The sequence below is a fragment of the Porphyromonas levii DSM 23370 genome, from assembly GCF_000379925.1.
GTDB classification, from domain to species: domain Bacteria; phylum Bacteroidota; class Bacteroidia; order Bacteroidales; family Porphyromonadaceae; genus Porphyromonas_A; species Porphyromonas_A levii.
The window spans coordinates 41,371-55,109 of record NZ_KB904305.1 but is presented as its reverse complement, the minus strand read 5'-3'; the positions used below and the strand labels follow the sequence as shown (position 1 = coordinate 55,109).

At 44.4% G+C, this 13,739-nt stretch carries 11 protein-coding genes, 1 tRNA gene and 2 pseudogenes; 2 read left to right on the top strand and 12 right to left on the bottom strand.

What is annotated here, in order from left to right:
- Nucleotides 1-272: pseudogene (locus tag A3GG_RS13780) on the top strand (ISAs1 family transposase); the annotation flags it as partial.
- 128 nt (nucleotides 273-400) lie between these two features.
- On the opposite strand, the gene scpA reads toward A3GG_RS13780, so the two are convergent.
- The 12 genes and pseudogenes from scpA to A3GG_RS0110505 all read right to left on the bottom strand — a co-directional run bounded on the left by scpA (nucleotide 401) and on the right by A3GG_RS0110505 (nucleotide 11,790).
- Nucleotides 401-2,548 carry a methylmalonyl-CoA mutase gene (scpA, locus tag A3GG_RS0110560; RefSeq protein WP_018359262.1) on the bottom strand — a complete coding sequence of 716 codons (2,148 nt, stop codon included), beginning with the start codon at nucleotides 2,546-2,548 and terminating at the stop codon, nucleotides 401-403.
- A 13-nt stretch (nucleotides 2,549-2,561) separates the two neighbouring features.
- The gene (gene mutA / locus A3GG_RS0110555) at nucleotides 2,562-4,433 is read right to left on the bottom strand and encodes a methylmalonyl-CoA mutase small subunit (RefSeq protein WP_018359261.1); all 1,872 of its coding nucleotides are present in this window, start codon (nucleotides 4,431-4,433) and stop codon (nucleotides 2,562-2,564) included.
- 234 nt (nucleotides 4,434-4,667) lie between these two features.
- On the bottom strand, nucleotides 4,668-5,363 hold the full coding sequence (locus A3GG_RS0110550) for a TapB family protein (RefSeq protein WP_018359260.1): 696 nt from the start codon (nucleotides 5,361-5,363) through the stop codon (nucleotides 4,668-4,670).
- A 140-nt stretch (nucleotides 5,364-5,503) separates the two neighbouring features.
- Entirely contained in the window at nucleotides 5,504-5,977 is a 474-nt protein-coding gene (locus tag A3GG_RS0110545) for an Hsp20/alpha crystallin family protein (protein ID WP_018359259.1), read from the bottom strand.
- Nucleotides 5,978-6,139: 162 nt separating this feature from the next.
- Nucleotides 6,140-6,781: a hypothetical protein gene (locus A3GG_RS0110540; protein WP_134849563.1), complete on the bottom strand. Its 642-nt coding sequence runs from the start codon at nucleotides 6,779-6,781 to the stop codon at nucleotides 6,140-6,142.
- A 24-nt stretch (nucleotides 6,782-6,805) separates the two neighbouring features.
- Nucleotides 6,806-7,234: a hypothetical protein gene (locus A3GG_RS0110535; protein WP_018359257.1), complete on the bottom strand. Its 429-nt coding sequence runs from the start codon at nucleotides 7,232-7,234 to the stop codon at nucleotides 6,806-6,808.
- A 54-nt stretch (nucleotides 7,235-7,288) separates the two neighbouring features.
- Entirely contained in the window at nucleotides 7,289-8,455 is a 1,167-nt protein-coding gene (locus tag A3GG_RS0110530; RefSeq protein ID WP_018359256.1) for an outer membrane beta-barrel protein, read from the bottom strand.
- Nucleotides 8,434-9,003, bottom strand: coding sequence for an RNA polymerase sigma factor (locus tag A3GG_RS0110525; RefSeq protein WP_018359255.1), 570 nt, complete (start codon nucleotides 9,001-9,003; stop codon nucleotides 8,434-8,436). Before A3GG_RS0110525 ends, A3GG_RS0110530 begins: the two co-directional genes overlap by 22 nt.
- A gap of 146 nt (nucleotides 9,004-9,149) precedes the next feature.
- On the bottom strand, nucleotides 9,150-9,749 hold the full coding sequence (rbr, locus tag A3GG_RS0110520) for a rubrerythrin (RefSeq protein WP_018359254.1): 600 nt from the start codon (nucleotides 9,747-9,749) through the stop codon (nucleotides 9,150-9,152).
- Between the two features lie 206 nt (nucleotides 9,750-9,955).
- Nucleotides 9,956-10,031, bottom strand: a tRNA-Gly gene (locus A3GG_RS0110515).
- A 129-nt stretch (nucleotides 10,032-10,160) separates the two neighbouring features.
- Nucleotides 10,161-11,385 (bottom strand): annotated as a pseudogene (locus tag A3GG_RS12665) (anaerobic sulfatase-maturation protein).
- A gap of 6 nt (nucleotides 11,386-11,391) precedes the next feature.
- Complete coding sequence (locus A3GG_RS0110505) at nucleotides 11,392-11,790, bottom strand: HU family DNA-binding protein (protein WP_018359250.1); 399 nt, start codon at nucleotides 11,788-11,790, stop codon at nucleotides 11,392-11,394.
- 431 nt (nucleotides 11,791-12,221) lie between these two features.
- On the opposite strand from A3GG_RS0110505, the gene A3GG_RS0110500 reads away from it, so the two are divergent.
- The gene (locus tag A3GG_RS0110500) at nucleotides 12,222-13,160 is read left to right on the top strand and encodes a toprim domain-containing protein (protein WP_018359249.1); all 939 of its coding nucleotides are present in this window, start codon (nucleotides 12,222-12,224) and stop codon (nucleotides 13,158-13,160) included.
- Nucleotides 13,161-13,739 lie beyond the last annotated feature (579 nt).

Below are 13,739 nucleotides of genomic sequence, written 5' to 3'. Positions count from 1 at the left end.
CATCGCTAACTGACCCTAAAAAGGTGTTTTCTCTCATTAGAGATCATTGGGCGGTAGAGAATAACTTACACTATTGTCTTGATGTTATTCTCGGTGAAGACCAATCGTTAAAGAGAAAGGACAACGAAGCGAAGAACTGGAATATAATCAACAAGATAGCTCTCTTCTTCCTCGAAAAGCAAAAAGAGAAAACAAAAATTCCAATGAAAAACCTAAGAAAGAGGAACGCAACTATGAAACCTTCTCAGATACTCGAATACAACTATCTATGATAATTCAAATGCGATTGCCCTGCCCAAAGATACCCATTTCCTCAAAACCACTACACCTCACCAGACAATATAAAGGGGGATTGCCTCTGTTGGAAGCAATCCCCCTTCGTTCGTTGTACTTCTATAGATTACTGTGCTAGAAGAATCTTCATGATCTCGATAGCAGCCTTGGACACAGATGTCCCAGGACCAAAGATAGCTGCGACACCAGCTTTGTAGAGGAAGTCATAATCCTGAGCTGGGATGACACCTCCAGCAATAACGATAATATCCTCGCGACCGAGCTTCTTGAGCTCAGCAATAACCTGAGGCACTAGGGTCTTGTGTCCAGCAGCGAGAGAAGAAACGCCTAGGACGTTCACATCGTTCTCTACAGCATCACGCGCTGCCTCAGCTGGGGTTTGGAATAGAGGTCCCATATCCACATCAAAACCTACGTCGGCATAGCCAGTGGCAACTACCTTCGCACCACGATCGTGACCATCCTGTCCCATCTTGGCAATCATTACACGTGGCTGACGACCCTCTTTCTTCGCAAACTCCTCTACGAGGCGAACAGCCTCAGCGAAGTTAGGATCAGTGCTTGTCTCTGATGAATACACTCCTGAAATAGTACGAATAATAGCTTTGTAACGCCCTACGACTTCTTCGCAAGCATCTGAAATCTCTCCTAGTGAAGCCCTTACCTTAGCTGCTTCTACTGCGAGCTCAAGGAGGTTGCCAGTCTTGGTACGTACTGCTTCGGTGATGGCAGCTAGAGCCTTCTGCACTGCAGCCTCATCGCGATTACTGCGAAGCTGCTTTAGGCGATCTATCTGCTGGGTACGTACTGCAGTATTATCGACCTCAAGGATATCAATTGGATCCTCCTTTTCGAGGCGATACTTATTTACACCCACGATAATCTGGTTCTTAGAGTCAATACGAGCCTGAGTTCGTGCAGCTGCTTCCTCGATACGGAGCTTTGGAAGTCCGCTCTCAATAGCCTTTGCCATACCGCCCATATTCTCTATCTCTTGGATATGCTCCCAAGCTTTGTGTACAAGCTCGTTGGTAAGGCTCTCAACGTAATAAGAGCCTGCCCATGGATCTACTTCACGGGTAACATTGGTCTCCTCTTGGATGTATATCTGAGTATTACGAGCGATACGAGCAGAGAAATCGGTAGGCAGTGCAATAGCCTCATCAAGCGCATTGGTATGAAGCGACTGAGTATGACCAAGGGCTGCACCCATTGCTTCTATACAAGTACGACCTACATTATTAAATGGGTCTTGCTCTGTAAGTGACCAACCAGAGGTCTGGCTATGTGTACGTAGTGCCATAGACTTGGGGTTCTTTGCACCTAGACTCTTGGTTATCTTTGCCCAAATCATACGTGCGGCTCTCATCTTGGCAATCTCCATGAAGTGGTTCATACCAATAGCCCAGAAGAACGACAAACGTGGAGCGAACTTATCGATATCCATACCTGCCTTTATACCAGCACGGAGGTACTCCATACCATCGGCAAGAGTGTATGCCATCTCGATATCTGCCGTAGCACCTGCCTCTTGCATGTGATAACCTGAGATAGAGATAGAGTTGAACTTCGGCATATTCTGCGAAGTGTACTCAAAGATATCTGCGATAATACGCATTGAAAACTCTGGTGGGTAGATATACGTATTACGCACCATGAACTCCTTTAGGATATCATTCTGAATGGTTCCTGCCATTTCCTCTTGCTTTGCGCCCTGCTCTAGACCAGCTACGATATAGAAAGCAAGAATAGGAAGCACAGCACCGTTCATCGTCATGGATACCGACATCTTATTCAATGGAATACCATCAAATAGTATCTTCATATCCTCGAGAGAACAAATAGATACTCCTGCCTTACCCACATCACCCTCTACGCGCTCGTTATCTGCATTATAGCCACGGTGCGTTGGGAGGTCAAACGCTACTGAGAGACCCTTCTGACCACTTGCTAGATTACGACGATAGAATGCATTGGACTCCTCGGCGGTTGAGAATCCTGCATACTGTCGGATAGTCCAAGGCCTCATCGTGTACATCGTACTATATGGACCACGTAGATATGGTGGCACACCAGCTGCGTACTGGAGGTGCTCCATGCCTTCAAGATCTTCCTTTGTATATACACTCTTTACATCGATAAGCTCTGGGGTCTTCCAGTCATATCCGATGCCGTTCTGCTTATTAAACTCAGCCACACTAGGCTGTGCCCATCCACCTTCTAGGATGTTAATGTCTTTGTATGTTGGTTTCATATCGTCCTTCCTCTTACTTTGCGCTTCTTGGCTTGATACCCATAAGCTCGTTGAACTTCTGCATTGTCTCCAATACATTCACCTTCACGTGGACAAAGTGCTCAATACCCTTAGCCTGTAGTTCCTCCATGCATGCTGGAGCACCTGCGATAACCAGTGGTATTTCTCCCTTAAGAAGCTCATAAGCCTGCGGACCATACTCCGCATACTCATCATCGCTTGAACAGAGGACTACGATATCTGCGTTGGCTTTCTTTGCTGCCTCAACACCCTCAGCTACGGTCTCAAATCCTAGGTTATCAATCAATTGATAGCCTGCAGTAGCGAAGAAGTTGGAGCTAAACTGTGAGCGCGCTAGCCTCATAGCGAGGTTGCCAATAGTAAGCATAAATACCTTAGGGGTCTTACCACTAGCCTCGGTAGAGAGACGAAGCTCCTCAAAGTCAGAAGCACCACGGCGCTTGTCGAGCGCAGTTACCTCTACGCCCTCCTTCTTGCTATTATCTACCCTTTTTGTTTCCTCAGTAGCTTTCTCCGTAAAGTTAGGGAAGATGTTGGTACCTAGTATATTCTCTCGACGGGTAGCAATCGCCTTATGGCGAGCATTGTTAGACGCATTTACTGCCTCTTGAATCTGACCTTCATCGGCGAGCTTAGCAAATCCACCTTGCTCCTCTACCTCTAAGAAGAGCTTCCATGCTTGCTCAGCGATAGCCTCGGTAAGGTGCTCGATATAGTAAGAACCTCCAGCAGGATCCACCACCTTATCGAAGTGGCACTCCTCCTTCAGGAGAAGCTGCTGATTACGAGCAATACGGTGACTAAAGTCACTACCTGCAGGATTGTAATGCTTATCGAACGGATGTACCAAGACTGAGTGTACACCAGCTATAGTAGCACTCATGCTCTCGGTCATAGTACGGAGGAGGTTCACGTATGCATCGTAGATAGACTTATTCCACCAAGTAGTTTCAGCATTGACAACTACCTTCATAGCTCGCTGACTCGCATTAGCATCATTTGCCTTTACGATGAGCGCCCAGAGCCAACGCATAGCCCTAAACTTAGCTATCTCCATGAAGTAATTAGACCCGATACCCATATCAAAGCGCATCCGCTCAGCTACTTCAGAGGAACTCTTACCGCTCTTCTCTGCTATCTTAGCCAACATATCTGCACCAGCTGCAAGGGCATAACCTAGCTCCTGATAAATATAAGCACCAGCATTAACTAGGTCTGAGCTCTGGAAAGTGAAGCATGCAAACTGCTTTAGTGGCTCCGCTGCCTTCAGAACCGCTACAGAAGTTTCTAGCCACTCAGCCCAACGAGCGCCCTTTCCAAGTACATGCCTAAATGGATTGAATCCGAATGATCCACGAACCTCATTAAGGTCAGCTCCTATCGCTTGTAGTCCTTCCTTCACAGCCTCTATTAGCTGCACGGAGAGCAGATGGCGAGCATAGAAATTTACCTCGAGTAGAGACAATTCCACTCCCGTCAATAATGTCTTGATAGTCTCAGCACTGACCAATTCGTCCTCAAAGTGAAAGCCAATGCTATTCACTCCACGATCCATCAGCCTCTTAATCTCCTGATTGATGCTCTGAGGGTCTGCAATAACTGCGATTTCCTGACGTACCAACCACTTGTTGTCAGCCTTTGTTCCCCTCACGTATGGGAACTCACCTGGCAATACATCCTTGGTTGGGAGTTGCTCAATATCCTCAGCCCTATAGAAAGGCTGCACATCGATACCCTCCTTGGTACGCCATACCAACTTCTTCTCGAATGGAGCGCCCTTGAGATCACGAGTAACTACTTCCATCCACTCTTCAGTGGAAATAGGAGGAAACTCGCTAAATAGTTTCTCTTTCATTTGCTTCATAAATTTTTATGATATCTTCTTTGACCTTATTCTCACACAAATCTACCATTAGCTCAGTAGTAATCTATCCATTGGGTTGTTCCTCCGTAGTGTCCCTTACTGCACGTCTAAGGAGAAATGAATAATTATATCCCTAATAAGCTACCACAAAGAAACACAAAATATAGCTAACTTACAAGGAAATAATCACTAAATACCAGTGAAAGCAACCGAACGGCTACAAAATGGCAACACCTAGCTCTGTGGCAGTATCTTCTTTACCAATCGACAGGTCTCCTTAGAGTCCATAGCCTTACGTTCATACTTCACTACGCCTACCCCAGGGGCTATCCAGAAAGTATAGTTGATGTCTATGCCCTTCCTCAGAATACCTATACCGAAATCTACATGCACCCTACCCTTCATCACAAAGGTTTCGTACTTACCAATAGGAAGGTCTAGCGTTTCTCGCCCTACTATTGCCTTCTCCTTCCATCCCATATTGATACTCACGGTTATTATACGAGATACCTTGATGTAGATTTTAGACTTTTCCAAAGGTAACTTATCATTTGTATTCTGCAGAGGGATCGAAAGTAACTCCCCCTTAGCACTTGCCTGGAGTTTCTCTGCCGCTTCTTTGTCCATCTCAATAGCATCAGTAATCAACCGCCCAATATCCATGGCAAGAGCGTTTGGTTTGTGAAGGATCTTCAATACTACCCTCTCCCCCTTCTTATCCTTCAGGCTTCCCTCTATTTCTACCTCCATCCAAAGCCCCTGTGGAGACTTCTTAAGCCCTTTCAAGACATAATAAGAGTTTGTCACGGTATCTCTCTTAGTCACTTCATACTGAAGGGTAGTACCGATAGGGTCTGTTGGCAAAAAAGCTTGAGCACTAGACGCCAAAGAGATAAAAAGACCCATAATAGCATAGATAAATTTTCTCATAAAAGTATATTACGTCAATAGGGACGCATCCACAAAGCTACCCTTTTCTACCTAAAAAAGCTACCAAGATGCTCAATACACCTTGGTAGCTTCCAAACTCAAACTAACCAACTTTAATCAACAAACCTAATCATCTACTGTTACCCAATAGTAATTACGCGCTCTATAGGTGTCTTAACCTCTTCCTTGATCTTAGGGATGACTACCTCTAGCATTCCATTTTCCATCTTGGCAGAGATATTCTCCTTATCTGCATCCTCAGGGAGTAGTAAGCGCTGAGCGAAGCTCTGGTGTGTAAACTCCCTACGTAGATAACGTGTAGGCTTCTCCTCCACCTTTGTCACTTCCTTGCTCTCGGACTGAGTCTCTGATGCTTCGTCATTAACCGCCTTCTCGCTCTTCTTCTGAATAGAGATAACGAGAGCCTCCTCCTCGTCTAGCTTTACGGCTACCTCTTCTCTAGTAAATCCTGGAGCTGCTACCTGGAGGGTATACGCATCCTCATTCTCCATAACGTTGAGCATAGGTGCAGCACTGCGCTTTACTGTGGCAACTGGTCTTACGAAGTTATCATCAAAAAGCTGATCCATCACATCAAATATTGTACGTCCCATATCGTTTCTGTCTATTATTTTGTTATTAGTAATATCGTTCACACTTACATCCCTATAAGTGCAATCGTCTTGCCATATAACGATTTAGACAAAAAGACCTGACACCCACACTACTTGTCACGACAAAGATTTATCCTTGGCAGTGATTGGTGACAAAAAGACCTACAACATTCGGTTATCTCTAGCAATCCTTGTAGCTATCGTACCATTCTTAAATACCAGTACCTTGTCCTTCGGCTCCTCCGTATTGAAAGTATAGGTGCCACTACAGTTCTTTAGAACCATATCAAATGAAGTAAAGGTTACCGTACCACTTGCCGATACTCTAAGCCTATTGGCGTAGTCATAGACTACAGCAATACCCTCTGCCCCCTCTGTAAGTAGCTTGGAGCGCTGACTGATGAATAACCGCATAATCTCGTCCGAATTTCTCGCCTTATCCAATAAACTATTACGGACAATAGTATATGGCTTATTAAGTACAGGTATACCTTCCTTGGCATCAATACAAAGTAGTATCGTATACGCAACATCGGTCTTTTGATCACCACCAGCTGGACTGAGGAGTATTGGGAATAACACCATGTTATCCATTCTATTACTCCTTAGGAATGGGTTATCCAGACTACCATACTGGCTAAAGTAGACCACATGCTCATAAGGTTTGTCGTTGACCATAGCACTGCCCATGTGATACCTTTGCACCTCCATAGGCTGGTAACCATTCATATTAAGGCAACTCGAAAAGAGGAGGGTCAACAATGCCCCCACCGTGCCCCACTGTATAATACTCATCTTATTCATAGACATAATCAATTTTGGTGTGAATTACTTCTTTGGTTCATACTTCACCGTCAGACTCCTTGAAAGCGTGCCATCGATAGAAGTGAACTTTACCATTGTAGATGATGACTCAGTAGGCAGCTTCTCTTGGATTACAGAGACCACCATATTGGTCACCCCTGCCTTACCCATTGCTGGAGTAATGCGCAACCACTCTTTTTCGCCAATAGATACAGGTAGCAAAGCTCCCTCCGCTCTCGGGAGAGAGGCTTTGAGATCACTCTTCCAGTCTTGGGTAGACTTTATGGTCACCAAACTAGCAACCCTTGTTGCAGACAGAGTTATATCCTCTGTGGATAGAGCCAGATAGCTCTTCTTTACTGGTGCTGGTTGCTCTCCCCCCTTGCACATGGTCAGACCCAAAACAAGGCATAGCACTAGCAACAGCATGCCGACACTTCTTTTTTCCTCCATTTTTTCGTGTTATTTGATTAGTAATATACCTAGTTACCCTTTTCCCCCTACGAACTACTGTATCCTAAACTTCAAACCCACGTTCATTTTGAGCCTTAATCTAGAGGACGAGTCCTCAAACAACTGATTATTCATAGGGATAATATCATATGCGCCACCCACTGATACCCCAAGCGATATAGCCCTTGTGATATTATAATCTACGCCAAGAGTCGCATAGCTATCAAGGGAAAAACGAGCCTTTTGCGCCTCCTGATAATTGCCACGCAACGCTACAGCCACAGGAAGATTGCCAGATACCCCAGCGGAGAGATTCAGTCCAACATTACCTTTGCGAACCAGTTCGTATTGCAATCCAATAGGAACACCTATCTGGCGCACATCCATTTCGTACTGCTCCGGCATAAATAGACCAGAACTAGTCACCTCAAATCGTCTGAGTGCATACCGCAACCCACTCTCCACACTTAGCCTTGATGTAATAGGGACAATGGCAGTGACACCGACCTCGATAGGGAGTTTCTCACGCACCGAATAGCTCTGCTTGCCCGATGACAGTTGATCTATCTCGTGTGACAGAGAGGTAAGAAGAGGCTCGGGTTCGTTTCTAGAGCTGCGCATCGCCTGCCCTGACACACAGAAAGCTATAACTACTCCCCTATTACTTGCATTTCCGATCTGCCTTGTAGTATAAATAGGAGCACTACTCCCCTTCGTGCATACATTCCCATTATCCCTCACCTCTGGCTTCCTACTTACCCGAACTTCGCTTTTCTCTGTTGTCTTCTCTGACCTCTCTGTCGCTACATCATCCGTAACAACTACAGCTTTATTGACATCAGTCATATCCTCTACAGTTGTTTCACGAACAGTTGTTTCACGAACAGTTGTTTCATGGACATCTATATTGCTCGCCACCAAAGAAGCATCCTCTATCTGACCCTCCTCATTAGGAGACTGCGCAGAAATAGCGACCTCAGTTGCCGTACAAGGCGACATCACTACCTCGGGCTTTTGCGGGAAGAATAAAGCAAAGCATATCGATGCTGCTGCCGAGATTGCTACAATCCACCAAGGAGCAAACCGACCTTTACGATTCACACCTGTAGGCAACACTAGAGGGGGCAACTCCCCTATTGGGTAATCAAAACTATCGAGCTTATCCCGCAAAGCCCCCTCCCAGCTCTGCTGCTTGGGCTCTATTGGTTTTCTCTCATCCATTGCTCTATCTTTTTCTTTAGCAATTGCTTTGCTCTAAAATACTGAGAAGACGAACTCTTCTCCCCTATCCCTAGTTGTTGGGCTATCTCTTTATGACTAAACCCTTCAACTGCATACATATTGAACACCACTCTATAACCATCTGGGAGCTCAGCAATCATATCGTATAGGACTTTAGTATCAATACCAGAGAGCATATCCACACTCTCATCGTCATCCTGTGCTACATCATCATAGCTGCCCTCCTCATATCTGTTCATGTTCTTCACACCAAAACTCTTTTGGTGGTTCAGCGATAGATTGACCACTATCCTCTTAAGCCAACCCCATAGTCCGCCAGCTTGCAGATACCTAAAGGTCTGCCTCTTATCATAGGCTTTACACACCGCATCTTGCAGAATATCCTTGGCCGCATCCCTATCGCCTATATACCTATAAGCTATACTCACTAACCTAGGGGCATATAAGTCATAGATCAGACGAAACGCCTCCTCGGGTCGCTGCTCTAATAGTCCTACAATATACTGTTCGCTGTGCTGACTATTCATACATTACACTTCCTCCTTACACTAGGATAACAACCTATCCTACAAAATACTGCATCAATCTTCTCCAATACTAACATAATATAAGCAAGAAAAGGGTGTGTCATTCATTATGACACACCCTCATATTAAATACTTAATCTCGGAGATTAGTAGCCAATAGGTGCGATAGGCGCATCGCTATGCCTCTGGAAGTGTGCACGTGGGTGAGCACAAGCAGGACAAACTACTGGTGGCTCAAGACCCTTCATAAGATAACCACACTTGCGGCACTGCCATACAATCTCCTCATCGCTGACAAACATCTTATCCTCCTTGATACGCTTTGCAAACTCAGCGTAAACCCTAGAGTGCTCGCCCTCTGCGATAGCTATATTGCGATACGCTGCGGCAATCTCTGGAAAACCCTCCTGCTCAGCAACATCTGCAAACCCTGGATAAAGGCTTTCCATCTCCTCCCACTCTAATTTTGCTGAAATCTCTAGGTTGTCAAGAGTCTTGCCAATCACACCTGCTGGGAACTCTGCATTGACATTGACCATACCACCCTGCAAGAACTTGAAGAACCTCTTAGCGTGAGCCTTCTCCTGATCTGCAGTCTGCTGAAAAAATGCCTCCACCTCAATGAAGTTCTCTTTCTTAGCTTGGCTAGCGAAGAAGCTATAGCGTGCGTGTGCCTGGCTCTCGTTAGCGAAAGACATAATCAGATTCTTCTCTGTCTGTGTACCTTTCAAACTTTTCTTTTCCATTTTGCTACTATTTAATATGTTATTAGCTTGGGCTCTGAAAAAGTCAGCCCCCTTTCATCTCAAGCAAAAATACCAATAAAAGGCTAATAAAACAAAGGAAATACACACTAATAATACCTAAATATAGGTATCCTAGTACTAAGGCAATACAACCTAACAATACACAAAGAAAAAGAGCTCCAGTGAATATCACTAGAGCTCTATAATGGAGCGGAAAACGGGACTCGAACCCGCGACCCTAACCTTGGCAAGGTTATGCTCTACCAACTGAGCTATTTCCGCATTTTCTAACTTTGCTAGAAGCGTTTCCCTCTTTTGCTCTGCAAAGGTACGATGAATATTTGAATCCACCAAATATTTCCAGCCTTTTCTAGCGAAAAACTTTAGCACTTTTCTCTTCTACTCTAGGAATCAGCTATTTATATCTTGCATAATTTTTGAGGGTGGAAGCTGATTCTGAAGCAATTCCTTCATCCTATCCATATAAGGTGCTACATACTCGAAGAACTGGTAGCATCCTTCACACATATACATTGAGTCCTCTCTCGCCATAACGATCTCTGGCGAACCGATTCTTAGGGCACTCACCCCAGCAAGCAAATAGATACAGCCACTCCCGACACTGACGGGGTAGGAAGTCATACTTATCCCTTCCAAACCGGATCTGTCGAGGGCTATTCATAAGCTCCGAAATACTTTGTCTTCGGATATTCCCTAGCATATAGGCATCGAAGACAAAGTGATCACAGGAATAGAGTGTCCCATCATGTTCCAAAGCTCCAGCATGTCCGCAGTATTGAGCCATAGTATAGAGCCCTGGCGCTACACCCATCCAATTGGTAAGCGTAGCATCGAAGAGCTGCACAAATACCCGCCCTACATCGTGCCGCACCCACTCATTAAACGTAGCACACAGGAAATCGCCCCATCGAGCGGGGGATACAGAGTGCTCATGCACCGTGCTGTATTCCCTGCTCTCAATATGAGCAAGGTGCCCATCAGGCAATATTCGCTCTACTATCGGGGTAAATTGGATAAAGTCACTACCCAAGCTTTTCAGGTATCGATAGAAACCAATAGGGTCGGACACATTATAGTCATTGATCACCGCCATAATATTGTACTCCACCTGATGCCGCTTCAGGAGTTCTATACCACGCAGCACCTCTGCGTGCGAACCGCTCACGCCATCCTTGTGCTTGCGGTACCTATCGTGCATCGCAGAGGTACCATCCATGGAGATACCGACTAGAAAATTATTTCGTCTGAGGAATTAGCACCACTCATCGGTGAATAGCGTGCCATTGGTCTGGATGCTATTACTAACCACTCTTCCTCCAGCATAACGGAGCTGTAGTGATAGAGCTTTTTCATAAAACGAGATCGGACGCAAGAGTGGCTCACCCCCATGCCAGGGGAAGCTCACCTCGGGCATGGTTTGCGCCTCTATATATTGACGTATAAAAAGCTCCAGCAATTCGTCACTCATCATCTGGCTCGGCTCTTGATATGCCAAGACACTCGGTTTCTCCAGATAATAGCAGTACTTACAGCCTAGATTACACGCTGCACCTGCCGACTTTGCCATCGTATATAGCGGTCTCCCAAAAGGGAAACCAACAGTACCGCCACTCATCGGTCTTTAATCCTTAGCATCGAGATCATGAAAGTGCACTCCTTCCAACCCTTTCTTAAACACCGAAGAGGGGGTAAAGCGCACACCCACCTTACGGATATTACGGTAGGTAAACTCCCCCTTGGTCTCTGTAGTATCACTCTGAACCGTTGGGGTCATGGAGCCAATCTCACCTAGGCTTACACCTTGTCCAAGCTTCAGATACTTTACAGCCGCTTCTGCCAAATGCTCCACTATTGCCTTGACATCCGAAGCCGAATGAGCCGAAGTATCTTCAATCCACTTGGCAAGTTCATCAAGACTCACCTGCTGATTCTGTACCACCTGCGCACGGTAACACTCATTTTTGCCCTCCTTATTAGGAAGATTACTTTTTGCTTTGATTACTCTGTAACTGATTGACATAGTCCTAAATTTTTATTGGGGGAGCGCTTGCCCTACCCGATGGTTATTCATACTTCAACCACAAAGGTAACGATTCTGAGCCGAATTGCCTAACCTCATGACCATTTAATATATACTAATCACTCCATTTAATATATATTAATTCACCCAATTAGTATATATAAATTGGTCAATTAGTATATATAAAAAGACATCTTTTTAATCTATTGAATTTTAGTCGGTTACGCTTGCGCTCTCTTTTCTGTAGCAAACGTGTGAAAGCATACAAAAGTTTATGAACACTTATGTCTACGATGCAAATGTACGTATAATATTGTAAACACACAAACTTTTTTAATTTTTATTTCGTGGTTCATGCCACGATACCCCACTTTTAGCCCCTTTTTATCCAACGTTGTACTTTGTCACATTATTCATTTATGTGTGATAGTATGGAGCGTTTTGATTTTGACAACATTAGTTTGGAGTGTCTGCTAAGGCGTTGTGGGCACGAGCCAGTCTTTGAAAAAGGGGATTCTCTTTGGTATCTTAGCCCTTTTAGGGATGAAAAGCGTCCGTCTTTTCAGGTTCGAGGCAATGTATTCACTGATTGGGGAACACCTGACGTTAAGGGTGGTGTACTTGATTTTTGCTCTCGTCTCTGGAATATTCCGCGGAGTAACACGAGAGAGATTTTTCAACGTCTTGATGATTTTATGGGTGCTAATCCAATTGTAACCTCTTCTCTACGACCTACTGAAAGTAGGGTAGAAAAAGAGAAAAGCGAGAAGGTTATTGCCTCTTATCCGTTGAACAATCCGGTGCTTATGAATTATCTACTTTCGAGAGGTGTTGAACCTATTATTGCCCAAAAGTACACGAGTGTGTTGGTCTATTTATCTCCAGATAGAACCAAGAAACTGTTTGGAATTGGTTTTGCCAATAGGTCTGGAGGTTATGAACTTCGGAGTCAGTATGCTAAAAGGAGTTTTGCTCCGAAAGATATATCAATTCTTCCGTCTGGTAATTGCGGAAGTAAGGCTGCTGTAGTCTTCGAGGGGTTCATGGATGCACTTTCTTATCTTTCCCAAAAAATGAGGAATAGGGAGAGTGTCAATTTTGATTGTGTCGTTCTTAACGGAATTGGATTAGTTCGTCAGGCAATTGACGTGCTCAAAAATTATGAACATGTTTTTGGGTTGTTAGATAATGATGTTCCTGGGACAACTGCTACGGAACAACTTGCTTCAGCTTTGCCAAATTTCGTGGATAGTAGAAAGTGGCTTGGAGCATTCAATGACGTCAACGAGAAAATTGTGGATATGCTTTCTCTATCGCAAGCCATAGACCCTCCACCTAAGGAGAGTAAAAAATTAGGTCGAGGTTTATAATTTTGATGTTCATTTCTTTTTTCTGGATTGCCCCTCAGTGGGGTGGTCCAGATTTTTTCTTCCTTTTTCTTCCTCCCTTCATGCGTCTTTTGAGTTCTTGTTTTTGATAGGGGATTATAGGGGTATTATTTACTATACTTTACTTTACTTTTATTTGTGTGATTGATTCTACGAAAAATACAGGTACATGTTATTTCCGGAGCAGAAATAATGTGTATATTGAATTGTCGAAACAGATAGCGATAAAATGGGATTTCTGTTTCTCTTGTCGAGCTTTTGTTTTTCGGAGCTTACTCTCTCAACGACTCTTTGAGTTAGGCTCCATTTCCCTTTCAGTAGACTTATATTGTCTTTTTCTCTTTTGACATACGCAAAGTTGTGTGTAAAAACAAAAGAAATGCTTATTCTCAGAGAAACTTCTATTTAGTGTTTGTCTGAGGCAAATTCTATTTTCGGCTTTATAATACGATATAGCTTGTATTTCTGTCACAGAAATGCGATGTACGACGAATTGTCTCTCCAGTTTGCTTCAGAAATCTGGTTGTCGTGTAATATTGGAATTTCTGTTCCGCATTCAAG

Excerpts from the sequence above, each read along its gene's own strand:
- scpA (WP_018359262.1), bottom strand. The coding sequence starts at position 2,548 with ATGAAACCAACATACAAAGACATTAACATCCTAGAAGGTGGATGGGCA.
- mutA (WP_018359261.1), bottom strand. The coding sequence starts at position 4,433 with ATGAAGCAAATGAAAGAGAAACTATTTAGCGAGTTTCCTCCTATTTCC.
- A3GG_RS0110550 (WP_018359260.1), bottom strand. The coding sequence starts at position 5,363 with ATGAGAAAATTTATCTATGCTATTATGGGTCTTTTTATCTCTTTGGCG.
- A3GG_RS0110545 (WP_018359259.1), bottom strand. The coding sequence starts at position 5,977 with ATGGGACGTACAATATTTGATGTGATGGATCAGCTTTTTGATGATAAC.
- A3GG_RS0110540 (WP_134849563.1), bottom strand. The coding sequence starts at position 6,781 with ATGAATAAGATGAGTATTATACAGTGGGGCACGGTGGGGGCATTGTTG.
- A3GG_RS0110535 (WP_018359257.1), bottom strand. The coding sequence starts at position 7,234 with ATGGAGGAAAAAAGAAGTGTCGGCATGCTGTTGCTAGTGCTATGCCTT.
- A3GG_RS0110530 (WP_018359256.1), bottom strand. The coding sequence starts at position 8,455 with ATGGATGAGAGAAAACCAATAGAGCCCAAGCAGCAGAGCTGGGAGGGG.
- A3GG_RS0110525 (WP_018359255.1), bottom strand. The coding sequence starts at position 9,003 with ATGAATAGTCAGCACAGCGAACAGTATATTGTAGGACTATTAGAGCAG.
- rbr (WP_018359254.1), bottom strand. The coding sequence starts at position 9,749 with ATGGAAAAGAAAAGTTTGAAAGGTACACAGACAGAGAAGAATCTGATT.
- A3GG_RS0110505 (WP_018359250.1), bottom strand. The coding sequence starts at position 11,790 with ATGTCAATCAGTTACAGAGTAATCAAAGCAAAAAGTAATCTTCCTAAT.
- A3GG_RS0110500 (WP_018359249.1), top strand. The coding sequence starts at position 12,222 with ATGGAGCGTTTTGATTTTGACAACATTAGTTTGGAGTGTCTGCTAAGG.